Here is a 25,622-nt window from a genome sequence, read left to right as displayed (position 1 = left end):
TGTTTGATTGCGAGAGTGGATCCAAGGCCCTCCATCGTCATCCTGGGGCCCGGCGTAGCCGGGAACCCGGGATCCATAACCGCTGGCGAAGCAGGAAGAGACGGAACGCTGATCGCCTGATCCTCCACCGTCAGCGGTTATGGATCCCGGGTTCCGCTGCGCGGCCCCAGGATGACGAGGTGAAGCGGCAATGTCGGCGCCTGATCGACTCGAGCAGCCAATCAAACACGCTCTCAGCCTGGACGATCCGGGCTGATATTCCGTCTCGCACCCCGATGCGGGCCGACCTTCGGTGTGGGGCCGGTCAGGCCAGGGCCGCATCCACCTCCCGCCCGCGCCCCAGGCCCCGCATCAGCTCGACGAGGTTCGGGCGGATCCGCAGCTGCTCGGCGTGCAGTCGGCGCACCGCTTCGTTCAACGTGCCGTCGTAGCCCAGCGCCTCGTCCGCGAAGGCGATCATGCGGGCGTTGGGCCAGGATTTTTCGCGCAGCGCATGGACCTTTGCCACCACGGCGGCGGCGTCGAGGTCCGGATGGGCCTGGCCCAGCAGCATCGTCATCGCGGCGGTGGAGCGCGAGATGCCGGCGTGGCAATGGATGAGCAGGTGCGTCTTGCGCCGCGCGGTCTCGGCCGTCAGCTCCTCGCCGAAGCGCAGGATCGCCTCGACGTCGCGGCGCTCGGGCAGGATCTGCCCGTCCGTCGGCTCGATGATGTCGTGGAAGCGCAGGGTGATGCGGTGATGCGCGTCGTAGGTGCCGAAGGCCTCGGGCTCGGGCCAGGCCGGGTCGAGGATCGACAGGACGTGGGTGACGCCGCGGGCCGAATGGTGGCCCAGCTCCTCGAGGCCGCAGACCGTGTGCAGGGAGATCGGTTCGGGCTTCACGGTCGGGTCGCTCCGGCAGGGCCGATTAGATGCCCCGGGGCGACGAGCCCGCGGGATCGGACCCGGGAGGTAGCATAGGCCACCCGCCCGGACGAGGTCTTTCCCGGGACGGCCGGGACCCGCCCAAGGCTCCACCCCCTGCCTCCACCCCCTGCCTCCGTACCCGGCCTCGGCAGCCCCCGGTGCGCTTTCGCGCCGGATGCCCTACCTCTCGACCGGCGGGCCCGGAGCGGCCCGTCACGGGATCGATCCTCCGATGGGGAGAGCATGAAGCGTCGCGACATCCTGACGGCCGGGCTGGGCCTTGCCGGCGGCACCGCCCTCGCGGCACCGGCGGTCGCGCAGAGCGCCCCCGAGCTGCGCTGGCGCCTGCACTCCGCCTTTCCGCGCAACCTCGACGCGCTCTACGGCGCCCCCGAGCTCTTCGCCCGCCTCGTCGCCGAAGCGACCGACAACCGCTTCCAGATCGAGGTGTCGGCGGCGCCGGCGGGCGGATCGTCCGCTCTCCTTGAGGCGGTCGGCTCCGGCACCGTCGAGGCGGCGTATTCCGCCGCCGCCTATGAGGTCGGTCGCGACCCGACCTACGCGCTCGCCACCGCGGCACCGTTCGGCCTCAACGCGCGCCAGCAGAACGCCTGGATGCTCCAGGGCGGGGCGCTCGACCTGTTCAACGAGATCTTTGCGAAGAGCAAGCTCTACGCCCTGCCCGGCGGCAACACCGGCACCCAGATGGGCGGCTGGTTCCGGCGCGAGGTGAAGAGCCTCGCCGACCTCCAGGGCCTGCGCTTCCGCATCGCCGGCCTCGGCGCCCAGGTGATGGGGAAGCTCGGCGTCGCGACCCAGACCCTGCCGGGCGCCGATCTCTACGCGGCGCTGGAGGGCAAGACCCTCGATGCCGCCGAGTGGATCGGTCCCTACGACGACGAGAAGCTCGGCCTCAACAAGGTGGCGCCGTTCTACTACTATCCGGGCTTCTGGGAGGGCGGCTCCATGCTGCACTTCTGGTTCAACGCCCAGAAATGGGCCGAGCTGCCCAAGGGCTACCGGGCGATCGCGCAGGGCGCGGCGGCGACCGTCAACGGCGACCTCCAGGCCAAGTACGACGCCCGCAACCCCGCGGCCCTGCGCCGGCTCGTCGGCGGCGGCGCCCAGCTCCGGCCCTTCCCGCAGGAGGTGATGGAGGCCGCCCTCAAGGCGGCGAACGACATCTATGCCGAGATCGGCGCCAAGAACCCGGACTTCAAGCGCGTCTACGACGCGCTGAAGACGTTCCGCAACGAAGAGTACCTGTGGTTCCAGGTCGCGGAATATACCTACGACAACTTCATGATCCGGGCCCGAGCCAGGGGCTGAGCTCGGCGGGGGCCGCCTACTCGGCGGCCTCCTCGCCCGGCAGGGTGCCGCGGCCCTCCTCGCGCATCAGCGCGCGGACCACGCTCGGCACCGCCTCCAGCGCGCCGGCCAGGGTCTCGTCGGCCACGAACAGGCTCTTGATCTCCGGGCTGGTGATGCAGACCAAGCCTTCGCCGCTCTCCTCGACCCGCAACGTGAATTGCCGCATCGTTCGACCGCTCCCCTGACGCCCGGCTCCGATCCTCCCGCGATGCACGGGACGGGCCATTGCCGGAGGGGCAACGCGGAGCGCGGCCATAAGCTCCACCGCACAGCAATCGAGATCCGGTCCGCAGGCACCAGTACAAGAAAAAAGGCCACTCTCGCGAGTGGCCCGAAGTCTAGGGAGGAAACGCCCAAAGAGAGGGCTGCGGGAGCGCGACGCCATCGCGTTCCCGCACTGCAAAAAATAGAGATGCCCCGCCAGAAGGCAAGGCGACATTGGTGGCAGCGCTGCCGCTTTTCCGGGCAGCGGCGCAGCGCCGCCCTGGACCGCGCCTCGCCACGGCCTAGTTCCGCCGGTCTGGCAAGCATCGGGATCCGGGCGACGACATGGCGATTCAGGCGGGGCGGATCCGGATTCTGAAGGACGTCGAGCCGCGGGACGGCGCCTACCTGCTCTACCTGATGCAGCAGGGGATGCGCAGCCGCGACAACCCGGCCCTCGAATACGCCGTCGAGGAAGCCAACCGCCTCGGGCTGCCGGTCGTGGCGGGGTTCGGCCTCCTCGACGGCGGCGCGCATTTCCCCGAGGCCAATGCCCGGCACTACGCTTTCCTGCTGCAGGGCCTCGCCGACGCCAAGGCGGGCCTGGAGCGCCGGGGCATCGCCTTCGTGCTGCGCCGCGCCACCCCGGCGAAGGCTGCCCTGACTTTAGGCAAGAAAGCCGCGATGCTGGTCCTCGACCGCGGCTACCTGACGATCCAGAAGCAGTGGTACACCGAGATCGAGGCCGGGTTCGACGGCCGCCTGGTCCAGGTCGAGGGCGACGTGGTGGTGCCGCTCGAGGTCGCCTCGGGCAAGCACGAATTCGCCGCCCGCACCCTTCGGCCGAAGCTGCACCGGACCTGGGAACCTTATCTCGCGTCCCTGCGGGCCCGCACCGTCAAGCACTCGGCCGAAGACCTGTCCCTGAAGAGCGACATCGACGTCTCCGATCCCGACGCCGCGCTCGCCGCGATGACGCTCGATCGCGACGTGCCGCCGGTGCGGCGCTTCCGCGGCGGCGAGGTCGAGGCGCATCGCCGCCTCGCTTCCTACCTCGCCGGGCCGTTCGGCGAGTACGGCACGGTGCGCAACAAGCCCGAGGCGGGCGCGGCCTCGCACATGAGCCCCTACCTGCATTTCGGCCAGATCTCCCCGGTGGCGATCGCCCTCAAGGTGCAGGCGGCCAAGACCGGCGGCCCGGAGGACCGGGCGGCCTATCTCGAGGAGCTGATCGTCCGGCGCGAGCTGGCAATGAACCACGTCCACACCAATCCGGGCTACGCGGCCTACGATACGGCCCTGCCGGACTGGTCGCGCAAGACGCTGGCCGAGCATGCCGACGATCCCCGCCCCCACCTCTACGACGAGGACGCGCTGGCCGAGGGGCGCACCCACGACGAATACTGGAACGCCGCGATGCGCGAGATGCGCGTCACCGGCTACATGCACAACCACCTGCGCATGTACTGGGGCAAGAAGATCCTCGAATGGTCGCCCTCGCCGGAGGAAGCGTTCGCGGTGGCGCTCCGTCTCAACAACCGCTACTTCCTCGACGGGCGCGACGCGAACTCCTTCACCAACGTCGCCTGGCTGTTCGGCCTGCACGACCGGCCCTGGGGACGGCGCAAGGTTTTCGGCACCGTCCGCTACCTTGGACCGAACACCCTGAAGAAGTTCGACGCCAAGGCCTACCTGAAGACCGTCGACGAGTTGTGCCGGATCGAGGAGGCGTGAGGATGGAGCCGGGCCGGTTGACCGTCCCGCCCCTCCGGCGCCATCAACCCGCATGACCTGCGACGCCTCCCCCGCCGCGCCCTGGCGCGCCACGATCCTCACGCTCTACCCCGAGATGTTCCCCGGCCATCTCGGCCTGTCGCTCGCCGGCGACGCGCTGGCGCGGGGGGCCTGGAGCCTGGAGGCGCGCAACATCCGCGACCACGGGATCGGCCGGCACCGGGCGGTGGACGACACGCCCGCCGGCGGCGGCGCCGGGATGGTGCTGCGCTGCGACGTGCTCGCCGCGGCGATCGACGTCACCTGCGCGCCCGACGATCCCCGCCCGCGCCTGCTGATGAGCCCCCGCGGCCGCCCGCTCACGCAAGCCCGCGTCCGGGCGCTCAGCGAGGGGCCGGGCGTCGTCGTGGTCTGCGGCCGGTTCGAGGGCGTCGACGAGCGGGTGATCGCCGGGCGCGGCCTCGAGGAGGTCTCGATCGGCGACTACATCCTGTCGGGCGGCGAGCCCGCGGCGCTGGTAGTGCTCGACGCCTGCGTGCGCCTCCTGCCCGGCACGATGGGCAAGCACGCCTCCGGCGTCGAGGAGAGTTTCGAGAGCGGCGGCCTCGAATATCCGCACTACACCCGCCCGCGCGAGTGGGAGGGGCGCGAGATCCCCGAGGTGCTCACCGGCGGCAACCACGCGGCCATCGCCCGCTGGCGGGCGGCGGAGTCCGCCCGGCTCACCCGCGAGCGGCGCCCGGACCTGATCAGCTGAATCGCACGGGCCGTCCACCGGACTCTGTTCAGAACACAACGCAGGTGAATGCCGCCGCGGCCGAGGCTCCCTAGAGCCCGGATCGATCGGCGCTGTCCTTCCCGGGCGCCGCCCCTCGCGACGCACGCCGGACCCCACCGCCGCCATGCCCGATTCCGCCCGCTACATGATGCACCGGCCCGAGATCCTGGGGGCCCTGCGTCGCGGCGAGGTGGCGCTCGACCGGGTGATGGCCGGGTCCGGCCGGATCTACCCGGCCGGCCGCCTGCTGGTGGAGGCCGGCAGCCCGAACGACACGATCTTCCGCCTGCGCAAGGGCTGGGTCGGGCGCCTGCGCACCCTGGAGGACGGGCGCAGCCAGTTCATCCTCATCTTCCTGCCCGGCGACCTGTTCGCGGTCAAAAGCCTGTTTGCCACCCACAGCCCCGACGCCGTGCAGGCCCTGTCCGAGGTGATGGTCGAGCAGGTCGACCACCGGACCCTGCGCGAGGCCTACGAGCGCGACCCCGACCTCGCCACCCGCTGCATGTGGCAGGTGATCGAGGAGGAGCGCCGGCTGCACAACTGGGTCGTCGGCCTCGGCCGCGGCAGCGCCGACGAGCGCCTGGCGATGCTGCTGGTCGATTTCCGGGGCCGCCTGATCCTCTCGGGCACCATCGCCCCCGACGCGCAGGCCTACGACCTGCCGATGACCCAGGAGCAGATCGGCGACCATCTCGGCATCTCCAACGTCCACGTGAACCGGGTCCTGCGCTCGTTCCGGGAGAACGGCGTCGTCGCGATGCGCGGGCGCCGGGTGACGATCGGCGACCTCGACGCGCTCGTGCGGATCGCCGGGCCGCTCCTCGACATCTCGGAGCGCGGCCGGCCGGAATTCGTCGGCGTGCGGGAAGCCGGCGGCGGCGAGCGGACGAGCGGCGGCGATGTCGGAGCCTGAACCCGACGGGAAGCCGACCGGGATGGACCGGGTCTACGCCGCCGAGGCCCAGGCCGCCCTGATGCTGGTCGAGAGCCTGATGCTGGTCCTCGTCGAGCACGGGACGGTCCCGGCGGCGGAGCTCGTCGAGGCGGTCGAGACCGTGATCGAGACCAAGCGCCGGCTGGCGGCGGAGGGGCAGGAACCGGAGGTCGCCACCCAGGCCGCCGCCCTGCTGACGACGATCGCCAACAGCCTCGCGGCGGCAGCGGCACCCGCGAAGAGGTGATCCCCCGGCCGCGAATCGCCCTGGCGCCGCGGCCGGCCCGCGGGCTATCGCTGGCCGATACCGCCACCGGAGACCCGCCCTTGAGCCTGCCGATCTCGCGCCGCCTCGCGCTCGCCGCGCTTCTCGCCCTCGCCCCCGTCCTGCCCGCCGCCGCGCAGGAGCGGGCGATCACGCTCGCCTCCACCACCTCGACCGAGCAGTCGGGCCTGTTCGGCCACCTCCTGCCGATCTTCCAGCGCGAGACCGGCATCGCGGTGCGGGTCGTCGCGGTCGGCACCGGCCAGGCGCTCGCCATCGGCGCCAAGGGCGACGCCGACGCGCTCCTCGTCCACGACCGGGCCGGCGAGGACAAGTTCGTGACCGAGGGCCACGGCCTCGACCGCCGCGACGTGATGGCGAACGACTTCGTGATCGTCGGGCCGGCCGCCGACCCGGCCGGCATCAAGGGCGGGCGCGACGCGACCGAGGCGCTCGCCCGCATCGCCAAGGCCAAGGCACCGTTCGCCAGCCGCGGCGACGACAGCGGCACCCACCGCACCGAGCTGCGCCTGTGGAAGAAGGCCGGCATCGAGGCCCGCGGATTGGGCGCGAGCTACCGCGAGCTCGGCCAGGGCATGGGCCCGACGCTGAACGCCGCGGCCGCCATGGACGCCTACACCCTCACCGACCGGGCGACCTGGGCCAACTTCAAGAACCGCCAGAACCTCGCGATCCTGGTCCAGGGCGATACCTCGCTGTTCAACCCCTACGGCTCGATCCTGGTGAACCCGGCGAAGAACCCGCAGATCCACGCGGCCGACGCCCGGATCTGGCACGAGTGGCTGACCTCCGAGCGCGGCCGTGCGGCCATCGCCTCGTTCAAGGTCGGCGGCGAGCAGCTGTTCTTTCCGACCGGCACGATGCCGACGCAGTGATCACCCGCGAGGCGCCGCCGCCACCCGGTTGATGCCGAAGGCGGCGGCGCTGACCACCAGGGTCAGGCTGACGAGGACGAGCCCGAGGCCGAGCGCCAGCGCGAGGTCGCCGCGGCTCGTCTCGAGCGCGATGCTGGTCGTCATGGTGCGGGTGTAGCCGCGGATGTTGCCCCCCACCATCAGGATGGCGCCGACCTCCGCGATCGCCCGCCCGAACGCCGCCAGGAAGGCGGTGACGAGGGGCGCGGGCGCCATGGCGAGGAGGATCCGCGCCGCGTGCCCGGGACCGACCCCGTCGACCCGCAGCGCGTCGCCGTATTCCGCCCACAGAGCCTCGCAGGTGCGATGCGAGAGCGCCGCGACGATCGGCAGGGCGAGCGCCCCTTGCGCGATCACCATGGCGCCGGGCGTGAACAGCAGGCCGAGGCTCCCCAGCGGCCCCGAGCGCGAGACCAGCAGGTACAGCACCAGGCCCACCACCACCGGCGGCAGGCCGAGGAGCGCGTTGACGAGCACCAGCACCGCGCCGCGGCCGGGAAACCGCGTGGTGGCGAGGAGCGCGCCGAGCGGCGCGCCGAGGACGAAGCCGAGGGCCGCCGCCGTCAGGCTGACCCGCAGCGACAGGCCGACGATGGCGACGAGGTCGGCATCCCCGCGCAGGATCATCGCCACCGCCAGCCCCAGCGCGCGCCCGAACTCGTCCATGTCACCCCCGTCTCACCGGGTCTCCTCGTATCCGGGCGGACACCGGCCGGCCAGGGTGCGCCGACGGCAGGCTTGACGCGGGGGCCGGCGCGGCGCATCCCCGGCGGCGGGACACCTCTCCCCACCGAGAGGCGCCCATCTGGAAGGATGGACACAGCATGACGACGACCCGCCTCCCCGAGGCGCGCCCGCGCGCGCCCTTCTTCTCGTCCGGCCCCTGCGCCAAGCGCCCCGGCTGGACCCCTGACGCCCTCTCCGACGCGGCGCTCGGCCGCTCGCACCGGGCCAAGCTCGGCAAGGCCAAGCTCAAGCAGGCGATCGACCTGACCCGCAGCGTGCTGCAGGTGCCGGACGACTATCGCATCGGCATCGTGCCGGCCTCCGACACCGGCGCCGTCGAGATGGCGATGTGGTCGCTGCTCGGCGCCCGCCCGGTCGACATGCTGGCCTGGGAATCCTTCGGCGAGACCTGGGTCACCGACGCGATCAAGCAGCTCAAGCTCGACGCCCGCGTGATCAAGGCGCCCTATGGCCGCCTGCCCGACCTCTCGACCGTCGATACCCGCACCCGCGACGTGGTGTTCACCTGGAACGGCACCACCTCGGGCGTGCGCGTGCCGAACGCCGACTGGATCGCGGCCGACCGCGAGGGGCTGACGATCTGCGACGCCACCTCGGCGGCCTTCGCGCAGGACCTCGACTGGCCAAAGCTCGATGTCGTGACCTTCTCCTGGCAGAAGGTGCTCGGCGGCGAGGCGGCCCACGGCATGCTGATCCTCTCGCCCCGCGCCGTCGCCCGGCTGGAGAGCCACGTCCCGGCCTGGCCGATGCCGAAGATCTTTCGCATGACCAAGGGCGGCAAGCTGATCGAGGGCATCTTCCAGGGCGAGACCATCAACACGCCCTCGATGCTGGCGGTCGAGGACTACATCGACGCTCTGCTCTGGGCCGAAAAGCTCGGCGGCCTGGCCGCCCTGCGCGTCCGCGCCGACCGCAACGCCGGCGTGATCGCCGACTGGGTCGCCCGCACGCCCTGGATCGCCAACCTCGCCGAGGATCCGGCGACCGCCTCGAACACCAGCGTCTGCCTGGTGGTCGGCGATCCCGACGTGGTCGGACGCGGCCCCGAAGCGGTGGCGGCGGTGGCCAAGGGCATCACCACGGCGCTCGAGCGCGAGGGCGTCGCCCTCGACATCGGCTCCTACCGCGACGCGCCTCCGGGCCTGCGGATCTGGTGCGGCGCCACCGTCGAGGCCTCGGATCTCGAAGCCCTGACGCCGTGGCTCGACTGGGCCTTCGCCCAGGAGAAGACCCGCCTGACGAAGGCGGCCTGATCCCCGAGCCCATCATCGCCAAAAATTCGGCGCCGGAGCCCCGCGCGAGCGGGAGCCGGTGTCGGCCGAACAAGGCTGACGACAATCATACATCGCCTAATGAAGCGCGGGTTTCTCCCCTCCCCGCGGGCGGGGAGAGGGTCGCGGCCCCCCTGTCGGGGCCGTGACGAGCGCAGGCGAAAGCCGGAGCGAGGGTGAGGAAGTGTCTCCGGATGAGACTCCTCCGGCATCACCCCCTCACCCTCGGCTGCCGCCTCGCTGCGTTCCCTGAACGGGAACGCAGCCCTCTCCCCGCCCGCGGGGAGAGGAGACATGCGCGCGACCCGGTGTGACGACAGCCCCCGACCGACCCGCTCCCTTAGCGGGGCGATGGCGCGACCCCATTCGAGGCCGCCATGCCCACCCCCATCAAAAAAGTCCTGATCTCCGACACCCTCTCTCCCGCGGCGATCGCGATCTTCCGCGAGCGCGGGATCCAGGCCGATCTCCGCCCCGAGCTCGGCAAGGACAAGGAAGCCCTCGCCGCGGCGATCGGCGAGTATGACGGCCTCGCCGTCCGCTCGACCACGAAGGTCACCGCCGCGCTCCTGGAGCGCGCCAGCAACCTCACCGTGATCGGCCGGGCCGGCATCGGCGTCGACACCATCGACGTGCCGGCCGCCACCGCCCGCGGCGTGATCGTGATGAACACGCCGCACGGCAACGCCGTGACCACCGCCGAGCACGCCATCGCGCTGATGCTCTCGCTTGCCCGCCAGATCCCGCAGGCCGACGCCTCGACGCAAGCCGGCCGCTGGGAGAAGAACCGCTTCCTCGGCATCGAGCTGACCGCCAAGACGTTGGGCGTGATCGGCTGCGGCAATATCGGCGCGATCGTGGCCGATCGCGGCATCGGCCTCCGGATGCGGGTCGTCGCCTACGACCCGTTCCTCACCCCCGAGCGCGCGGTGGCGCTCGGCGTCGAGAAGGTCGAGCTCGACGAGCTGCTGCGCCGGGCCGACGTCATCACCCTGCACGTCCCGCTGACGGACAAGACACGCAACATCCTGTCGGCCGAGGCGCTGGCGCGCACGAAGCCCGGGGTGCGGATCGTCAACTGCGCCCGCGGCGGCCTCGTCGACGAGGTGGCGTTGCGCGCCGCTCTCGAATCCGGCCACGTCGCGGGCGCGGCCTTCGACGTGTTCACCGAGGAGCCGGCCAAGGACAACGTGCTGTTCGGCCACCCGAACATGGTCTGCACGCCGCATCTCGGCGCCTCGACCACCGAGGCGCAGGAGAACGTGGCGCTCCAGGTCGCCGAGCAGATGAGCGACTACCTGCTCAACGGGGCGATCCGCAACGCGGTCAACTTCCCGTCGATCTCCGCCGAGGAGGCGCCGCGGCTGCGGCCCTACGTGACGCTCGCCGAGCAGCTCGGCTCGTTTCTCGGCCAGCTCACCGAGGCGCCGATCCGCGGCATCCGCATCGTCTACGAGGGCGAGGCGGCCGGCTTGAACACCAAGGCGCTCACCGCCGCCGCGGTGACCGGCGCGCTGCGGCCGTTCCTGGAGGGCGTCAACATGGTCTCGGCGATCGAGGTGGCGCGGGCCCGCGGCATCCAGGTCGAGACCGCGACCCGCACCGCCGTCGAGGGGCCCTACGCCTCGCGCCTCCACCTCACGGTCGAGGCCGAGGACATGCCCCGCGACGCCGCCGGCACGGTGTTCGGCGACGGCCGCCCGCGCTTCGTCGAGATCCGCGGCATCGCGCTCGAGGCCGCGGTGGCGCCGCACATGCTCTACATCCGCAACGCCGACCAGCCCGGCTTCATCGGCCGCTTCGGCACGCTGATGGGCGAGGCCGGGGTCAACGTCGCCACCTTCCATCTCGGACGCGACCGGCCGGGCGGCGACGCGATCTGCTTTGCCGCCGTCGACGAGCCGGTCTCGGGCGACCTGCTGAAGGCGATCGAGGCGATCCCGCAGGTGAAGCGGGCGCGGGCGGTGAGGTTCTGAAGCGGTCGGGGGCGGGACGCGTTGCAGCGATCCCGTCCCCCCGACGCGGTCGCGCGGCGCACCGAGCTCGTGCTAAACCCTGTCCATGAAGATCGACGGCCGCCACTACCGCACCATCTTCCCCGCGCCCGACGGCGAGGGGATCTGCGTGATCGACCAGACCCGCCTCCCCTTCGCCTTCGAGACGAAGACGCTGAGGAGCGAAGCGGAGGCCGCGGTCGCGATCCGCACCATGATCGTGCGCGGCGCTCCCCTCATCGGCGCCACCGCCGCCTACGGCCTGGCGCTGGCGATGCGGGAGGACCCGTCCGACCGCAACCTCGACGGGGCGCGAACGCGGCTCGCGGCGACCCGGCCGACGGCGATCAACCTGGCTTGGGCCCTCGACCGGGTGGCAGGGATGCTGCAGCCGCTGTCGCCGGGCGAGCGCGAGGCCGCCTCCTTCGCGGAGGCCGCCCGGATCGCCGACGAGGACGTGGCGAGCTGCCGGGCGATCGGCGAGCACGGGGCGGCGCTGATCGCTGCGATCGCGCGTAAGAAATCCGGGCCGGTCAATGTGCTGACCCATTGCAATGCCGGCTGGCTCGCCACCGTCGACTGGGGTACCGCGCTGGCGCCGATCTACGTCGCCCACGATGCCGGCGTGGCGGTCCATGTCTTCGTCGACGAGACCCGCCCGCGCAACCAGGGCGCGGCGCTGACCGCCTTCGAGCTCAACGCCCACGGCGTGCCCCACACGGTCATCGCCGACAATGCCGGCGGGCACCTGATGCAGCACGGAGAGGTCGATCTCTGCATCGTCGGCTCGGACCGCACGACCTCGACCGGCGACGTCTGCAACAAGATCGGCACCTACCTGAAGGCGCTCGCCGCCCGCGATTGCGGCGTGCCGTTCTACGCCGCGCTGCCGTTCTCGACCATCGACTGGACGCTCACCGACGGCGTCGCCGGCATTCCGATCGAGGAGCGCGACGCCCGCGAGGTGACCCACCTCACCGGCCGCACCGACGACGGCGCCTTCGCGACGGTGGCGGTGGTCTCGCCGGGCAGCCCGGTGGCGAACCCGGCCTTCGACGTGACGCCGGCCCGCCTCGTCACCGGCATCATCACCGAGCGCGGCGTGGCCGAGGCGACGCCGGAGGGCCTGCTTGGACTGTATCCGGAGCGGCGAGCGGCGACGTGATGCGCGGCCGTGGATTTTTATAGAAACCTCGTTGAAAGATATGATTTGAAGACCGGAACAAGCGAAAGGATTATCAGTAAGCAGGAAATCTCACTTAGATCTGCCGTCAGAACAGGCTGTATTGCCCGCCCACCCGCACCGGCACCCGGAACAGGTCGGTTCGCAACCGCAGCCGCTCCGGCGGATAGCCGAGCCGGGCCATCGCTACGCGCATCCGCTGGTCCAGGAGATCGGCATACGGGCCCGTCCCGGTGAAGCGCCGCCCGTAGGTCGCGTCGTAGACCTTGCCGCCGCGCGCCTGCGCGAGGAGCGAGAAGGTCCGGCCGGCCCGGTCGGGATAGTGCTCGGCGAACCAGTCGCGCATCAGGTCGGCGAGCTCGTGCGGCAGGCGAAGCAATGCGCCGCCGGCCTCGCTCGCCCCGGCCTCCCGGGCGCGGGCCAGCACCGTTTCGATCTCGTGATCGTTGAGGCCCGGGATCAGCGGCGCCACCAGGACCATCGCGGGGATACCCGCTTCGGCCAGCGTCCGGATCGCCGCGAGGCGTTTTTCGGGATGCGGGGCACGGGGCTCCATCCGGCGGGCCAGGGCGGGATCGAGGGTGGTGACCGAGAGCGCCACCTTGACCAGCCCGTCCTTCGCCAAGTCGCCCAGGATGTCGAGGTCGCGCAGCACGAGGTCGGACTTGGTGACGAGGCCGACGGGGTGGCGGAAGCGCGCCAGCACCTCGAGCACCTGGCGCGTCAGGTGGTAGCGCCGCTCGATCGGCTGGTACGGGTCGGTCGCGGTGCCGAGCGCGATGGTGCGGGGCGCGTAGCCCCGGGCCGAGAGTTCCGTTTCCAGGAGCGCCGCCGCGTCCGGCTTGGCGAAGAGCTTGGTCTCGAAGTCGAGGCCCGGCGAGAGGCCGGCATAGGCGTGGTTCGGCCGGGCGAAGCAGTAGACGCAGCCATGCTCGCAGCCGCGATACGGGTTGATCGACCGGTCGAAGCCGATATCGGGCGACGTGTTGCGGGTGATGATGCTGCGCGCCCGCTCCAGGGTCACCTCGGTGCGCAGGGGCGGCAGGTCCTCGTCGATGTCCCAGCCATCCGCGAAGGCCTCCCGGTCCGCGGGCTCGAAGCGGCCGCTCGGATTGGCGGTCGCACCGCGTCCGCGGCGGGCATGCGCCGCCGGGGTCGATCCGGCGAGACGGCGCGCCTCCCCTCCGCATTCCGCTTCCATTCGAACCTCCGCCGCAACCGCGACGGAAAATCGAACATAACAAGAACAAACGCAAGGGCCGGTAAGAATGCCGTCGATCGAGGCAGGACGCGCCGTCCGCCATCCGCTATGGCGCGATCATGTTCACGGCAGCCATCCATCTCCCCGGCGCGATCGATCCCGAGCGCATCGACGTCCTCGCCGATACCCTCGCGGCCCTGGTGGCCGGGGTCGCGGCGGGGGTGGTGGGGGATGCGGTGATCGCGGCGGCGCATCCCGAGGACCCGGAGGTCGCCACCATGGCGGAGAGCACGGGAGCGGCGCTGGTGGCGCGGGGACGCAGCCCCTGGGTGGCGGCGGCCGGCCTGGCGCGCCGGCCCTGGATGCTGTGCCTGGAGGCAGGCGACGTGCCGGCGGAGGGCTGGATCCGGGTGCTCGACCGGTTCGGCGCGACGACGACGCCAGAGGCGGTCGGCCGCCTGCGGCGCCCGCATGCGCCGCTCCTCGAGCGGATCGCCGGCCGGCGCGAGGCGCTGACCGGAACCCGGCAGGTCCGGGCCGGCGACCTCGTGCGGGTCGAGGCGCTGCGGGCCGGCCTGCCGCTCCGGGCCCGCCTGCCCGTCAGGCCCCTGCGGGGGGCGCTGCTGCGGGGCTGACGCCCGCCCCGCGCTTCAGGTGCTCGTCGAGGCGCGGCATGATCTCGACGAAGTTGCACGGCCGGTGCCGGTAGTCGAGCTGGGCCGCCAGGATCCCGTCCCAGGCGTCGCGGCAGGCCCCGGGCGAGCCCGGCAGCACGAACACGTAGGTGGCGCTCACGACCCCGGCGGTCGCCCGCGACTGCAGGGTCGAGGTGCCGATCTTGTCGTAGGAGATGCGGTGGAAGATCGCCGAGAAGCCGTCCATCCGCTTCTCGAACAACGGCTCGAGCGCCTCGGGCGTCACGTCGCGCCCGGTGAAGCCGGTGCCGCCGGTGGTGATCACCACGTCCACCGCCGGATCGGCCGCCCAGGCCCGGACCCGGGCGCGGATCGCCTCGACCTCGTCCGGCACGATCCCCCGGTCGGCGAGCCGGTGGCCCGCCGCGGTCAGCCGCTCCGCCAGCGTGTCGCCGGAGCGGTCGTCGGCGGGCGTGCGGGTGTCCGAGACGGTCAGCACCGCGATGCCGAGCGGCACGAAGTCCCGGGATTGGTCGAGGCGACCTTGGTCGAGGCGACCTTGGTCGAGGCGGCCCTGGTCGGAACTTGCCATCAGAGCTGCGAGGCCCGGAAGGTGTCGCAGGACTGGGTCTGGCCGCTGCGGTAGCCGGTCTGGAACCAGCGCATGCGCTGGGCCGAGGAGCCGTGGGTGAAGGAATCGGGCACCACGTAGCCCTGGCTCTGCTTCTGCAGCTTGTCGTCGCCGATGGCGCTCGCCGCCTGCATCGCCTCCTCGATGTCGCCGGGCTCCAGCGCGTTGAAGCGGTCGTTCGAGTTCTTGGCCCAGACGCCGGCGAGGCAGTCGGCCATCAGCTCGACGCGCACCGACAGGGCGTTCGACTCGCGCTCGCCGACCTGCTGCTGCTTCTGCTGCACCTTGGGCAGGATGCCGAGCACGTCCTGGACGTGGTGGCCGACCTCGTGCGCGATCACGTAGGCGTAGGCGAAATCGCCCTTGACGTGGAACTTCTGCTCCATCTCCTTGAAGAAGGAGGTATCGAGATAGACCTTCTTGTCGAGCGGGCAGTAGAACGGGCCCATGGCGGCCCGCGCCTGGCCGCAGCCGCTGCGGGTGCCGCCGGTATACAGCACCATCGTGGTCGGGGTGTACTGGCGGCCGGTCTGGTTCGGCAGCACCGTCTTCCACACGTCCTCGGTGTTGCCGAGAATGGCGGCGGCGAACTTGCCGGTCTGGTCGCTCGGCGCGCCGGTGCGCCGGTCGGGCTGCGGCTGGCCCTGCTGCTCCTGCGGGGCGCGCTGGCGCGTCACGGTCTCGGCGCCGCCGATCAGGATCGCCGGGTTGATGCCGGTGACCCAGCCGATGATGCACAGGATCACGATGGTGCCGATGCCCAGCCCCCCGGCGCCGCCCCCGGGGAATCCGAATCCGCCACCGCCGCCGCCACCCTCGCCGCGGCGGTCTTCGACGTTGTCGGAGGTGCGAAAATCTTCCCAGCGCATGTCAGCGTCCCGTCGGCCCGTGAACCTTGGCCGCGACGGCTACGCGGCGCAGGCCTGAGGCTCAAGAGTAATCAACGGGAGCCGGCACGGTTCCGCTTTGGGCGGCCGCGCCGCACGCGCCTACTGCCCGCTCTCGTCGAGGGCGGCCCGCAGGGCCCGGAAGTCGCGCCAGGCGAGGCGCTTCTGGAGCGGCTGGCGCAGCAGGTAGGCGGGATGCAGGGTGGCGAGCAGCCGGATCTCACGCTTGGCGGTCCGGTACGGGAACCAGCGCCCGCGGGATTTCAGGATGCCGTCCTTGGTGCCGGCGAGCGCCTGGGTGGCGACGCCGCCGAGGCAGACCAGGATGTCGGGATCGGCGAGCGCGATCTGGCGCTCGACGAACGGCTTGCAGGTCGCGAGTTCCTGCGGGGTCGGGTTGCGGTTGCCGGGCGGGCGCCAAGGCACGACGTTGCCGACATAGGCGTTGGTGCGGTCGAGCCCGACCGCCGCCATCATCCGGTCGAGGAGCTGGCCCGAGCGGCCCATGAACGGCTTGCCGATCCGGTCCTCGTCGGCGCCGGGCGCCTCGCCGACGAACATCACCCGTGCCTGCGGGTTGCCGTCGGCGAAGACGAGGTTCTTGGCGGTGAAGCGCAGGGCGCAGCTCTCGAACCGGGCGAGCAGCCCTTCGAGCTCCTCCAGGCTCGCCGCGGTGGCGGCGAGTTCCCGGGCATCGCCCGCCGCCTCGCCCGGGGCGGCGGCGGCGGAACGGCCGTAGGTGGTCTGCGGTTCGGCACGCGGAACATCCGGCCGGGCCGGCGGCGGACGGACCGGCTCGTGCCGGAAGGTCTCCTGGCGAAACGTCTCCGGCCGAAATGCTTCCTGACGAGCGGCTTCCTGGCGAGCGGCTTCCTGGCCCTGCGCCCCGTGGCGCTCCATCTCGCGCGGCGGCGCGGTCTCGGCGGACGGCGCGTCGTCGGCGGCCGCCATCCGGACGGCCCGGCGCGGGGCCTCCGGCTCGGCGAAGCGGTCGTGCGGCGTCTCGTCCAGCGCGACGTCGACGCCGGCCTCGACGTGGAAGTCGAGGAAGGAGAGCAGGTCGCGGCTGTCGGGAGCGTCGGGCGTCATGGGATGAGATGTGGCGTGTCGCCCGGCTGTGGACAACCGGCGCGACAGGACGCGCACAGGCAATCTCGTGCCCCGCCCCGGACCCGGGCGCTTGCACCGGGGGACATGCCGTCGCACGGTCCCGCCGACGGAACCGCTTGAGGCGGTCCACGATAGTTTATATGTGAACTAATACGAGACAGAGGGAGAGACGGGATGGAGCTGCCGGAACGCGAGGCGATGGACTTCGACGTGGTGATCGTCGGAGCGGGCCCGGCCGGGCTGGCTGCCGCCATCCAGCTGAAGCAGCTCGCCGCGGAAGCCGGCACCGAGGTGTCGGTGGTGGTGGTCGAGAAGGGCAGCGAGGTCGGCGCGCACATCCTGTCGGGCGCGGTGATCGACCCGAGCGGGCTCGATAGCCTGGCGCCCGGCTGGCGCGAGGACCCGGACCGCCCCCTCAAGACCGAGGTGGTGAAGGACGAGTTCCTGTTCCTCGGGCCGGCGGGCGGCCTCTCGCTGCCTAACATCGCCTTCCCCAAGCTGATGAGCAACCACGGCAACTTCGTCGGCTCGCTCTCCAACGTGACCAAGTTCCTCGGCCGCAAGGCGGAAGAGCTCGGCGTCGAGATCTACCCGGGCTTCCCGGCCGCCGAGATTCTCTATGACGAGGCGGGCGCGGTCGTGGGCATCGCCACCGGCGACCTCGGCATCGCCCGCTCGGGCGACGCGCGGGACGACTTCACCCGCGGCATGGAGCTGCGCGCCAAGTACACGGTGTTCGGCGAGGGCGCCCGCGGCTCGCTGACCAAGAAGCTGATCGACCGCTACCGCCTCAACCAGCATTCCGACCACCAGAAATACGGGCTCGGCGTGAAGGAGCTGTGGCAGGTCAAGCCCGAGAAATTCCAGCCGGGGCTGGTGCGGCACTCGATGGGCTGGCCGCTGCCGAACAAGGCCGGCGGCGGCTCCTGGCTCTACCACTTCGACGACCACCTGGTCTCGGTCGGGTTCGTCACGCACCTGAACTACGAGAACCCGACCCTGTCGCCGTTCGAGGAGTTCCAGCGCTTCAAGACCCACCCGATGATCCGGGACGTGTTCGAGGGCGCCAAGCGCATCGGCTACGGCGCCCGGGCGATCATGGAGGGCGGCTGGCAGTCGGTGCCCAAGCTCGTCTTCCCGGGCGGCTGCCTCGTCGGCGACTCGGCCGGCTTCGTCAACGTGCCGCGCATCAAGGGCTCGCACAACGCGGTGCTGTCGGGCATGCAGGCCGCCGGGGCGATCCACGAGGCGCTCGCCGCCGGCCGCGCCCAGGACGAGCTGACCTCCTACGAGGAGGGCTGGCGCTCGAGCCCGATCGGTCACGACCTGAAGCGGGTGCGCAACGTCAAGCCGCTGTGGTCGAAGTACGGCACGATGGTCGGCGTGGGCTTGGGCGGCCTCGACATGTGGCTCAACGAGCTCGCCGGCGTGTCGCTGTTCGGCACGCTCAAGCATGGCAAGCCGGACTACGCCTGCACCAAGCCGCTCAAGGACGTGACGCCGATCAAGTACCCCAAGCCCGATGGGGTGCTGACCTTCGACCGGCTCTCCTCGGTCTACCTGTCGAACACCAACCACGAGGAGGACCAGCCGGTCCACCTCCAGGTGAAGGACATGGGGCTGCAGAAATCCTCCGAGCACGACGTGTTCGGCGGGCCGTCCGGCCGCTACTGCCCGGCCGGCGTCTACGAGTGGGTCGAGGAGGGCGGTGCGCCGCGCTACCAGATCAACGCGCAGAACTGCGTCCACTGCAAGACTTGCGACATCAAGGACCCGAACCAGAACATCAACTGGGTCACCCCGGAAGGCCCGGGCGGTCCGAACTACGTGAACATGTAGACCCTGTTCTCCGCTACCCGCGCTTCCGACCGAAGCGCACCTCCCCTCTCCCGTACGGGAGAGGGGAGCCCGCGACTTCTCTCTCGCGGCGAGCGCCTGATCGTCACGCCGCCCTGACCGTCGCGAGGAACCGGCCGACCTCGCCGCGCAGGTGCTCGGACTGGCGCGCCAGCTCGCTGGCGGCCGAGAGGACCTGGCTCGCCGCAGCGCCGGTCTCGTCGGCGGCGCCCGCGACCTGGACGACTCCGCCCGTCACCTCGCCGGTGCCCTTGGCCGCCTCGCCGATGTTGCGCACGATCTCCTGGGTCGCGGCGCCCTGCTCCTCCACCGCCGCCGCGACGGCGGTCGAGGCGTCGCTGATCTCGCCGATGCGCCCGGCGATGCCGCCGATCGCCGCCACGGCCTTCTCGGTCGAGCCCTGGATGCGGGTCACCTGCTCGGCGATCTCGGCGGTGGCGCGCCCGGTCTGCCCGGCGAGCGCCTTCACCTCGGCGGCCACCACCGCGAAGCCCCGTCCGGCCGCGCCGGCCCGTGCCGCCTCGATGGTGGCGTTCAGCGCCAGGAGGTTGGTCTGGTCGGCGATCGACGAGATCAGCCCGAGCACGTCGCCGATCCTGGCCGCGCCCTGCTGCAGGTCGTGGACGAGGCGGGCCGTCTCCCCGGCGGCCTCGGAGGCGGTGCGGGCCATCTCGGCCGAGGCGCCGATCCGGCGGCCGATCTCGTCCACCGAGGCGCCGAGCTGGCCGGCCGCCGCCGCCACGGTGGCGACGTTGGACGAGGCCTCCTCGGCGGCCGCCGCGACCGTGGTGCTCTGCCCGGCGGTGCGCCCGGCGATCTCGGTCATGCCGCGCGCCGTGGCCTCCATCTCCGAGGAGGCCGCAGTCACCGCGATGAGGACGCCGCCGACCGCGCCCTCGAACCGGTCGGCGAGGTCGCGCAGGGCCGCGCGGCGCTGGGCCTCCGCGCCCGCCCGGGCCAGGGCCGCCTCCTGCTCCAGGCCGGCGGCGCGGGCGAGGCCGTCGCGCAGCTGCGCCATCGCGCTCGCCATGGCGCCGATCTCGCTGCGGGACGAGGCGGACGGGATCGCGACGGCGAGGTCGCCGGCGGTGAGGCGGCGCATCGCCTCGATCATCCGGGCGAGCGGGCCGGTGACGCCCCGCACCAGCAGCAGGGCGCCGCCGGCAACCGTGGCGACGGCGAGGGCGAGGATCGCCAGGGCCGAGACGAGCCAGCCCTCGCTCGCCCGGATCTCCTCGGCCACGACGGCGCCGAGCGCCGCGGTGGCGGCGGCCCGGGCCTGGCCGAAACCCGAGATCACCTCGGTCGCTTGGCGGAACCACTCCTCGGCGGTCACCGGATAGGGCTCGCGGGCGGCACCGGCGCGGAACACGGCGGCACGGGTCGCCTCGAACGCCTCGGCCCGGCGGGAGGCGGCGGACAGCGCGTCCCGGACGCCGTCGCCGAGCACGTCCCCGGAGGCGCGGGCGGCGGCGAGCGCGCCCTCGATGCGCCCGGCGAAGGCGGACAGGCCGCGGATCTGGTCGACGGCGAGAGGCTGGCGCCCGGAGATCGCGCCGTTGAGGCGCCCGCGCTCGCGCCCGGCATATTCGCCGGCCTCCCACAGCGCCCGCTTCACGTCGAGGCCGTGATGGATCGGGCCCGGCACCGCGCCGGCGATCCCGGCCCGCACCGCGTCGAACAGGGCGAGCTCGCGGGTGATCACGCCCGTGGCGGCGGGGAACCAGGCGGCGGCGAGGTCGGCATCCGGCGTGCCGGACAGGACCCGGTCGACCCGCCGGCGCAGGGCGTCGAGGTCGCGGCGCGCCTCGTCGAGGGCGGCCGCGGCCCGGGTCACGGCCGCGTCCCGGCGCAGGCCATCGAGGGCGCCTGCGAGCTGGCGGTCCCCCTCCTCCCGCAATCGGGCGAGCGCCGGGTGCTCCGAGGCGGCCGGAGGCTTGGCGAGCCAGCCGTTCGTCAACCCGCGCTCGGCCGCGAGCGCGGCGGCGGCGGCGGAGAATCCGTCGGTCGCGCGGTTGGCGTCGGCCGCCCGCCGCATGACGTCGGCCTGCCGCCACGCCTCGGCGACCTGATAACCGGAGAGCCAGACCAGAAGGCAGCCGACCGAACCCAAGATGACGAAAATTTGTGCACGCAACGACATGCCCGGCGGCTCCGAAGAGGCACCCTCGATTGATGCCGTGTCGTGTTATGGCTTCGAATGCTTAAAATCGATCTTACAGGTTGCACTGCAACCGAGATCACGGTTAGCCGCGGCGGCGCCCGCCGGGCGGGCAAGCCGCCGCCCACCCCGACACATCGCCGCCGCCCTTTGGTCTTGCCGCTGCCCCGCGCAGGGTCCAATGTCGCGCCGATTTCGCGTGCCGGCGCCGCGGCCGGCGCGACCACGGAGCCACGAGTTTGGTGCTCAAGACCCGAATCCCCGCCCCCCGCCGCGGACATGCGCTCGCCGCGCTGGCCCTGCTCCTCGCCGCCTCGACGGCGCCGGCCAACGCCGCGCGGCTTCCGATGCGGGAGGTGGCGGCGCCGCAATCCTACGAGCCGGCCGATTCGCTGGAGGGCAACTTCCTCGCCGCCTACATCGCCGGCGCCTCCCGCGACACGGCCGCCGCCGCCACCTACTACCGCGAGGCGGTGAAGGGCGATCCGCGCAACGCGGAACTCCTGGAGCGCTCCTTCGTGGCGCTGCTCGCCGACGGCTCGCTGCCGGAGGCGTTCCGCGCCGCCGAGAAGCTGACGCAGCGCGACGGGGCCAACGGCCTCGCCCAGCTCGCGCTCGGCGTGCAGAAGATCAAGGCCAAGCAATTCGCCGCGGCGCGCCAGAACCTGCAGCGCGGCGGCAAGGGCGCGGCCGCCGACCTGACCTCGACGCTGCTCACCGCCTGGTCCTATGCCGGGACCGGCGAGGGCAAGAAGGCGCAGGAGACGATCAACAAGCTCAAGGGCGAGCGCTACTACAACGTCTTCCGCGACTACCACGCGGGCCTGATCGCCGCGCTCGTCGGCGACAAGGTCGAGGCGGAGCGCCGGTTGAAATCGGCCTACGATTCCGATCGCAACACCCTGCGCATCGTCGACGCCTACGGGCGCTTCGAGGCCGAGTCGGGCCGGCCCGACCTCGCGGTGGCGGCCTACCAGGAATTCGACAACGTCCTGCCGCGCCACCCGATCGTGCGCGACGCCCTCGACAAGCTGAAGGCCGGAAAGCCGCTCACCCCCCTGATCAACTCGGCCCAGGAGGGCGCCGCCGAGGTGCTCTACGGTCTCGGCTCGGCCGGGACCTCGCAGGGCGACGAGCTGCCGGCGGTGGTGTACCTGCGCCTCGCCCTCTACCTCGCGCCCGAGCATTCCCTGGCGCTGCTGACGCTGGCCGACACGCTGGAGCGGATGAAGGCGCCCGACCGGGCGAACGAGGTCTTCGCCCGCATGCCGGCGAGCTCGCCGCTCAAGCTCAACGCCGACATCCAGATCGGGCTCAACCTCGAGCAGATGGGCAAGGGCGAGGAGGCGCTCGCCCATCTCGACCAGGTCGCCAAGACCTACCCGAACGACATCGACGTGATCTCGGCGCTCGGCAACGTGCAGCGCTCGCGCAAGAAGTACATCGAGTCGACCCAGACCTACACCAAGGCGATCGACCTGATCGGCGACCAGCCGGCACGCAACTACTGGACCCTGTACTACTTCCGCGGTACGTCCTACGAGCGGGCCAAGGATTGGCCGAAGGCCGAGGCCGACCTGAAGAAGGCGCTGGAGCTGGTGCCGGCGACGCAGCCGAACGGCCGCGCCCAGGTGCTGAACTACCTGGCCTATTCCTGGGTCGACCAGAACATGAACATCGACGAGGCCTTCCGCATGCTGAAGCAGGCGGTCGACCTCCAACCGCGCGACGGCATGATCATCGACAGCCTGGGCTGGGCCTATTACCGCCTCGGCCGCTGGGACGACGCGGTGCGCGAGCTCGAGAAGGCGATCGAGCTGAAGCCGGGCGATCCCACGATCAACGATCACCTCGGGGACGCCTACTGGCGCTCCGGCCGGCGGCTCGAGGGCAAGTTCCAGTGGCAGCACGCCAAGGACCTGAACCCCGAGCCGGAGGACCTGGCGAAGATCGAGGCGAAGCTCAAGGACGGGCTGCCGGAGCTGGAAAAACCGGCCGCCACCGCCGAGAGCCAGCCCGCCCCGGCGCCCCAGCCCGAGATGCCGAAGGGCGCCCCGGCGCCGACCGAGCCGCCGGCGATGGGCACCGAGACGAAGAGCGGGGGCTGAGGCCCCTCCTCTCCTCCATCGGAATTACGACCGCGGGCGCGGTGCCGGACAGGCACCGCGCCCCTTCGCCGTTGAAGACCTGCCGTTCGAGAGACGTCGCCGTGCTCCCCCTCGCCACCCGCGCGCCCGCCAAGATCAACCTGACCCTGCACGTCCTCGGCCGGCGCCCCGGCGACGGCTACCACGCCCTGGAGAGCCTGGTGGTCTTCGCCGGCTCCTCCGCGGGCGACCTCCTGAGCCTGGAGCCGGGACCGGCGCTCGATCTCGCGGTCACCGGTCCGACCGCGGGTCCGGCCGGTCCGCTCGACGACAACCTCGTGGTGCGGGCGGCCCGCCACCTCGCCGCCGAAGTGCCGGGCCTGACGGTCGGACGCTTCCACCTCGTCAAGCGGCTGCCGGTGGCGGCGGGGATCGGCGGCGGCTCGTCGGATGCGGCGGCGGCGCTGCGGCTGCTGGGCCGCCTCAACGGCCTCTCGCCCGACCACCCGGCCCTGATGGCGGCGGCGCGCCGCACCGGCGCCGACGTGCCGGTCTGCCTCGATCCGCGGGCCCGGATGATGCGGGGCGCCGGCGAGGCGGTGGGCCCCGCCCTCCCCCTGCCGCCGATGCCGGCGGTGCTGATCAATCCGGGCGTCCCGGTCGAGACGGCGCCGGTCTTCCGCGCCCTCGGGCTCAAGGTCGGCGAGGCGCATCCCCTGGCCGCCGAGACCCATCCGGCGGTCGACGGGCTGTCCGGTCTCGACGCCGTGATCGCCCGCATCGCGCCGGCCCGCAACGACCTCGAAGCCCCGGCCCTGACGGTCGCCCCGGTGATCGGCGACACGCTCGCGGCCCTGCGCGACCAGGCGGATTGCCGGCTCGCCCGGATGTCGGGCTCGGGGGCGACGGTGTTCGGGTTGTTCGGCCACCGCTCGGCGGCGGTCCGGGCGGCGCGCACCATCACGGCGGCGCAGCCGGGCTGGTGGGTGCGGGCGACGCTGCTGCGGTAGGATCCGAATTCGCGCGCCGCCGGCGGAGCGCGCGGACCGGGACGGCAGGCGGCGAGCCTCGCCGTTCCGGCTTGCGCCGCGTCCCAGGTCGTTCCGAGCGACGAGCGGGCGGCTACCGCGCCCGAGCGATGCAGAAATCCACGGCTTCGAGCAGGGCCCGCCTCATCGGCGAATCCGGGAAGATCGCCAGCGCGTCCTTGGCCATGGCGCCGTAATGCCGGGCGCGCTCGATCGTGTCCTCCAGGGCGCGGTGGCGGCGCATAATCGCGAGCGCCTCGTCGAGGTCGCGGGGCTCCTCGATCTCCTGGCGCTCCAGGGTGCGGCGCCAGAACGCCCGCTCCTCGTCGCTGCCGCGGCGGAACGACAGCACCACCGGCAGGGTGATCTTGCCCTCGCGGAAATCGTCGCCGACGTTCTTGCCGAGGTCGGCGCTGGTGCCGCCGTAATCGAGGGCGTCGTCGACGAGCTGGAAGGCGATGCCGAGATTCATGCCGTAGCTGCGGCAGGCGGCCATCTCGGCCTTCGGGCGCTCGGCGATGACCGGGCCGACCTCGCAGGCGGCGGCGAACAGCTCGGCGGTCTTCGCCCGGATGACCGCGAGGTACTCGTCCTCGGTGGTCTCGGTCGAGCGGGCGGCGGTGAGCTGCATCACCTCGCCCTCGGCGATCACCGAGGCGGCGGAGGACAGGATGTCGAGGGCGCGCAGCGAGCCGACCTCGACCATCATCTTGAAGGCCTGGCCAAGCAGGAAGTCGCCGACGAGGACGCTGGCCTCGTTGCCCCACTTGATCCGGGCCGCGACCTTGCCGCGGCGCATGTCGCTCTCGTCGACCACGTCGTCGTGCAGGAGCGTCGCGGTGTGCATGAACTCGACGCTGGCGGCGAGCTTGACGTCGCCGTCGCGCGCCGGGTCGTACCCGGTGAGCGCGGCGGTCGCGAGGGTCAGGATCGGACGCAGCCGCTTGCCGCCGGAGGAGATCAGATGGTTGGCGACCTCCGGGATCATCGTCACGTCGGAGCCGGTGCGCGACAGGATCATCGCGTTGACGCGCTCCATCCCGCCCGCCACGAGCCCCACCAGGGCCTCGAGGCCGGCCTCCGGATCGGAGGGTCTCTCGTGAAGGGGAAGTACGACGCCCACGCCCGCGCGATCTCCTGAGAGCCGCCCCGGATACCGGGGCACCTCGGTCCATTCACGCCCCCTTTGGCACGCGAGCGCCCCCGGCGGCAACACGCAAGCTGCCGCAAGGCCTGCAACCGGCCCGGCGCGCTGGGGATGCGGAGCAACCGGACGGGAGGTGTGGTATGGCCGCCGCGATCCGAGACAGGACCCCGCACGTCACCATGATCGAGCTCATCCGCACCAACGACCTCGTCCTGATCGGCTTCGCGGAATCGCTCCTGGCCGGGGCCGACATCCCGGTTCTCGTCGCCGACAACCACATCAGCGTGATGGAGGGGATGATCGGCGCCTTCCCGCGCCGGCTGCTGGTGCCGGAAGACCATGCCCGCCAGGCGAGGCGCCTCCTGGTCGATGCCGGCCTCGCCCACGAGCTGCGCGATGAACCCCGCCCCTGAGCCGGATTCCCGGCCGGATCACTGGCTCGGCGGCCGGCTCGTCCTGCGCCAGCCGGCGCGCGGCGGCCACCGGGCCGGCACCGACGCGGTGCTGCTCGCCGCGACCGCCGGCGCGCGGGCCGGCGAGACCGTGTGCGAC

The 25,622-nt window shown here is 72.0% G+C and carries 23 protein-coding genes; 14 read left to right on the top strand and 9 right to left on the bottom strand.

Annotated features, from left to right (window positions below):
* Positions 1 to 304 precede the first annotated feature (304 nt).
* Positions 305 to 883 carry a tyrosine phosphatase family protein gene (locus HPY23_RS22020; RefSeq protein WP_060850247.1) on the bottom strand — a complete coding sequence of 193 codons (579 nt, stop codon included), beginning with the start codon at positions 881 to 883 and terminating at the stop codon, positions 305 to 307.
* A gap of 267 nt (positions 884 to 1,150) precedes the next feature.
* Here HPY23_RS22020 and HPY23_RS22015 point away from each other — a divergent pair, with 267 nt between their 5' ends.
* On the top strand, positions 1,151 to 2,236 hold the full coding sequence (locus HPY23_RS22015; protein ID WP_060850248.1) for a TRAP transporter substrate-binding protein: 1,086 nt from the start codon (positions 1,151 to 1,153) through the stop codon (positions 2,234 to 2,236).
* A 16-nt stretch (positions 2,237 to 2,252) separates the two neighbouring features.
* Here HPY23_RS22015 and HPY23_RS22010 read toward each other — a convergent pair whose 3' ends face one another.
* Positions 2,253 to 2,444, bottom strand: coding sequence for a hypothetical protein (locus HPY23_RS22010; protein ID WP_048429329.1), 192 nt, complete (start codon positions 2,442 to 2,444; stop codon positions 2,253 to 2,255).
* Positions 2,445 to 2,827: 383 nt separating this feature from the next.
* On the opposite strand from HPY23_RS22010, the gene HPY23_RS22005 reads away from it, so the two are divergent.
* From HPY23_RS22005 to HPY23_RS21985, 5 genes are all read left to right on the top strand, one after another.
* Positions 2,828 to 4,216, top strand: a complete 1,389-nt coding sequence (locus HPY23_RS22005) for a deoxyribodipyrimidine photo-lyase (RefSeq protein ID WP_091889045.1) — start codon at positions 2,828 to 2,830, stop codon at positions 4,214 to 4,216.
* 52 nt (positions 4,217 to 4,268) lie between these two features.
* Complete coding sequence (trmD, locus tag HPY23_RS22000; RefSeq protein ID WP_091889043.1) at positions 4,269 to 4,973, top strand: tRNA (guanosine(37)-N1)-methyltransferase TrmD; 705 nt, start codon at positions 4,269 to 4,271, stop codon at positions 4,971 to 4,973.
* 145 nt (positions 4,974 to 5,118) lie between these two features.
* Positions 5,119 to 5,910 carry a Crp/Fnr family transcriptional regulator gene (locus HPY23_RS21995; RefSeq protein ID WP_060850251.1) on the top strand — a complete coding sequence of 264 codons (792 nt, stop codon included), beginning with the start codon at positions 5,119 to 5,121 and terminating at the stop codon, positions 5,908 to 5,910.
* Positions 5,897 to 6,178 (top strand): hypothetical protein, encoded by a 282-nt coding sequence (locus tag HPY23_RS21990; protein WP_139235009.1) that lies wholly within the window; start codon positions 5,897 to 5,899, stop codon positions 6,176 to 6,178. The genes HPY23_RS21995 and HPY23_RS21990 overlap by 14 nt, the downstream gene beginning before the upstream one ends.
* A gap of 80 nt (positions 6,179 to 6,258) precedes the next feature.
* A complete protein-coding gene (locus HPY23_RS21985) occupies positions 6,259 to 7,092 on the top strand; it encodes an ABC transporter substrate-binding protein (RefSeq protein WP_407942760.1) in 834 nt (277 codons plus the stop codon).
* Here the strand turns inward: HPY23_RS21985 and HPY23_RS21980 are convergent, their stop codons facing one another.
* Positions 7,093 to 7,797, bottom strand: coding sequence for an ABC transporter permease (locus tag HPY23_RS21980; protein WP_091889041.1), 705 nt, complete (start codon positions 7,795 to 7,797; stop codon positions 7,093 to 7,095).
* A 158-nt stretch (positions 7,798 to 7,955) separates the two neighbouring features.
* On the opposite strand from HPY23_RS21980, the gene HPY23_RS21975 reads away from it, so the two are divergent.
* The 3 genes from HPY23_RS21975 to mtnA all read left to right on the top strand — a co-directional run bounded on the left by HPY23_RS21975 (position 7,956) and on the right by mtnA (position 12,308).
* Entirely contained in the window at positions 7,956 to 9,131 is a 1,176-nt protein-coding gene (locus tag HPY23_RS21975) for a phosphoserine transaminase (RefSeq protein ID WP_091889039.1), read from the top strand.
* 395 nt (positions 9,132 to 9,526) lie between these two features.
* Positions 9,527 to 11,125: a phosphoglycerate dehydrogenase gene (gene serA, locus HPY23_RS21970; RefSeq protein WP_091889037.1), complete on the top strand. Its 1,599-nt coding sequence runs from the start codon at positions 9,527 to 9,529 to the stop codon at positions 11,123 to 11,125.
* Positions 11,126 to 11,210: 85 nt separating this feature from the next.
* Positions 11,211 to 12,308 (top strand): S-methyl-5-thioribose-1-phosphate isomerase, encoded by a 1,098-nt coding sequence (mtnA, locus tag HPY23_RS21965; RefSeq protein WP_091889035.1) that lies wholly within the window; start codon positions 11,211 to 11,213, stop codon positions 12,306 to 12,308.
* 106 nt (positions 12,309 to 12,414) lie between these two features.
* Here mtnA and HPY23_RS21960 read toward each other — a convergent pair whose 3' ends face one another.
* Positions 12,415 to 13,527 (bottom strand): PA0069 family radical SAM protein, encoded by a 1,113-nt coding sequence (locus HPY23_RS21960; RefSeq protein ID WP_091889033.1) that lies wholly within the window; start codon positions 13,525 to 13,527, stop codon positions 12,415 to 12,417.
* A 119-nt stretch (positions 13,528 to 13,646) separates the two neighbouring features.
* Between HPY23_RS21960 and HPY23_RS21955 the strand changes: the two genes are divergently transcribed.
* Positions 13,647 to 14,162, top strand: a complete 516-nt coding sequence (locus HPY23_RS21955) for a hypothetical protein (protein ID WP_091889030.1) — start codon at positions 13,647 to 13,649, stop codon at positions 14,160 to 14,162.
* Here HPY23_RS21955 and moaB read toward each other — a convergent pair.
* From moaB to HPY23_RS21940, 3 genes are all read right to left on the bottom strand, one after another.
* A complete protein-coding gene (gene moaB, locus HPY23_RS21950; RefSeq protein WP_091889028.1) occupies positions 14,128 to 14,754 on the bottom strand; it encodes a molybdenum cofactor biosynthesis protein B in 627 nt (208 codons plus the stop codon). The two genes, HPY23_RS21955 and moaB, sit on opposite strands and share 35 nt — an antisense overlap.
* Entirely contained in the window at positions 14,754 to 15,662 is a 909-nt protein-coding gene (gene ypfJ, locus HPY23_RS21945; RefSeq protein ID WP_060850260.1) for a KPN_02809 family neutral zinc metallopeptidase, read from the bottom strand. The genes moaB and ypfJ overlap by 1 nt, the downstream gene beginning before the upstream one ends.
* A 120-nt stretch (positions 15,663 to 15,782) precedes the next feature.
* Positions 15,783 to 16,769: a uracil-DNA glycosylase family protein gene (locus HPY23_RS21940; protein WP_091889026.1), complete on the bottom strand. Its 987-nt coding sequence runs from the start codon at positions 16,767 to 16,769 to the stop codon at positions 15,783 to 15,785.
* Between the two features lie 195 nt (positions 16,770 to 16,964).
* On the opposite strand from HPY23_RS21940, the gene HPY23_RS21935 reads away from it, so the two are divergent.
* Positions 16,965 to 18,629, top strand: a complete 1,665-nt coding sequence (locus HPY23_RS21935; protein ID WP_060850262.1) for an electron transfer flavoprotein-ubiquinone oxidoreductase — start codon at positions 16,965 to 16,967, stop codon at positions 18,627 to 18,629.
* 103 nt (positions 18,630 to 18,732) lie between these two features.
* Here HPY23_RS21935 and HPY23_RS32710 read toward each other — a convergent pair whose 3' ends face one another.
* Positions 18,733 to 20,790 (bottom strand): methyl-accepting chemotaxis protein, encoded by a 2,058-nt coding sequence (locus HPY23_RS32710; protein WP_091889024.1) that lies wholly within the window; start codon positions 20,788 to 20,790, stop codon positions 18,733 to 18,735.
* 260 nt (positions 20,791 to 21,050) lie between these two features.
* Here HPY23_RS32710 and HPY23_RS21925 point away from each other — a divergent pair, with 260 nt between their 5' ends.
* Positions 21,051 to 22,916 (top strand): tetratricopeptide repeat protein, encoded by a 1,866-nt coding sequence (locus HPY23_RS21925; RefSeq protein ID WP_244533625.1) that lies wholly within the window; start codon positions 21,051 to 21,053, stop codon positions 22,914 to 22,916.
* A gap of 101 nt (positions 22,917 to 23,017) precedes the next feature.
* Positions 23,018 to 23,905: a 4-(cytidine 5'-diphospho)-2-C-methyl-D-erythritol kinase gene (locus HPY23_RS21920; RefSeq protein WP_091889022.1), complete on the top strand. Its 888-nt coding sequence runs from the start codon at positions 23,018 to 23,020 to the stop codon at positions 23,903 to 23,905.
* Positions 23,906 to 24,017: 112 nt separating this feature from the next.
* On the opposite strand, the gene HPY23_RS21915 is transcribed toward HPY23_RS21920, so the two are convergent.
* Complete coding sequence (locus HPY23_RS21915) at positions 24,018 to 25,046, bottom strand: polyprenyl synthetase family protein (RefSeq protein WP_060850265.1); 1,029 nt, start codon at positions 25,044 to 25,046, stop codon at positions 24,018 to 24,020.
* 203 nt (positions 25,047 to 25,249) lie between these two features.
* On the opposite strand from HPY23_RS21915, the gene HPY23_RS21910 reads away from it, so the two are divergent.
* Positions 25,250 to 25,483 carry a putative signal transducing protein gene (locus HPY23_RS21910; RefSeq protein ID WP_060850889.1) on the top strand — a complete coding sequence of 78 codons (234 nt, stop codon included), beginning with the start codon at positions 25,250 to 25,252 and terminating at the stop codon, positions 25,481 to 25,483.
* The last annotated feature ends 139 nt before the right edge of the window (positions 25,484 to 25,622 follow it).

It is taken from the genome of Methylobacterium ajmalii (genome assembly GCF_016613415.1).
Taxonomy (GTDB): Bacteria; Pseudomonadota; Alphaproteobacteria; order Rhizobiales; family Beijerinckiaceae; genus Methylobacterium; species Methylobacterium ajmalii.
Note: the sequence above shows the minus strand (reverse complement) of the source record. Positions and strands in the feature narration are given on the sequence as shown.

Coding starts and splice junctions, on each gene's coding strand:
- HPY23_RS21980 (WP_091889041.1), bottom strand. CDS start 7,797: ATGGACGAGTTCGGGCGCGCGCTGGGGCTGGCGGTGGCGATGATCCTG.
- ypfJ (WP_060850260.1), bottom strand. CDS start 15,662: ATGCGCTGGGAAGATTTTCGCACCTCCGACAACGTCGAAGACCGCCGC.
- HPY23_RS22010 (WP_048429329.1), bottom strand. CDS start 2,444: ATGCGGCAATTCACGTTGCGGGTCGAGGAGAGCGGCGAAGGCTTGGTC.
- HPY23_RS22005 (WP_091889045.1), top strand. CDS start 2,828: ATGGCGATTCAGGCGGGGCGGATCCGGATTCTGAAGGACGTCGAGCCG.
- HPY23_RS21960 (WP_091889033.1), bottom strand. CDS start 13,527: ATGGAAGCGGAATGCGGAGGGGAGGCGCGCCGTCTCGCCGGATCGACC.
- HPY23_RS21910 (WP_060850889.1), top strand. CDS start 25,250: ATGATCGAGCTCATCCGCACCAACGACCTCGTCCTGATCGGCTTCGCG.
- serA (WP_091889037.1), top strand. CDS start 9,527: ATGCCCACCCCCATCAAAAAAGTCCTGATCTCCGACACCCTCTCTCCC.
- mtnA (WP_091889035.1), top strand. CDS start 11,211: ATGAAGATCGACGGCCGCCACTACCGCACCATCTTCCCCGCGCCCGAC.
- HPY23_RS32710 (WP_091889024.1), bottom strand. CDS start 20,790: ATGTCGTTGCGTGCACAAATTTTCGTCATCTTGGGTTCGGTCGGCTGC.
- HPY23_RS22015 (WP_060850248.1), top strand. CDS start 1,151: ATGAAGCGTCGCGACATCCTGACGGCCGGGCTGGGCCTTGCCGGCGGC.
- HPY23_RS21940 (WP_091889026.1), bottom strand. CDS start 16,769: ATGACGCCCGACGCTCCCGACAGCCGCGACCTGCTCTCCTTCCTCGAC.
- moaB (WP_091889028.1), bottom strand. CDS start 14,754: ATGGCAAGTTCCGACCAGGGCCGCCTCGACCAAGGTCGCCTCGACCAA.
- HPY23_RS21935 (WP_060850262.1), top strand. CDS start 16,965: ATGGAGCTGCCGGAACGCGAGGCGATGGACTTCGACGTGGTGATCGTC.
- HPY23_RS21995 (WP_060850251.1), top strand. CDS start 5,119: ATGCCCGATTCCGCCCGCTACATGATGCACCGGCCCGAGATCCTGGGG.
- trmD (WP_091889043.1), top strand. CDS start 4,269: ATGACCTGCGACGCCTCCCCCGCCGCGCCCTGGCGCGCCACGATCCTC.
- HPY23_RS21975 (WP_091889039.1), top strand. CDS start 7,956: ATGACGACGACCCGCCTCCCCGAGGCGCGCCCGCGCGCGCCCTTCTTC.
- HPY23_RS21990 (WP_139235009.1), top strand. CDS start 5,897: ATGTCGGAGCCTGAACCCGACGGGAAGCCGACCGGGATGGACCGGGTC.
- HPY23_RS21955 (WP_091889030.1), top strand. CDS start 13,647: ATGTTCACGGCAGCCATCCATCTCCCCGGCGCGATCGATCCCGAGCGC.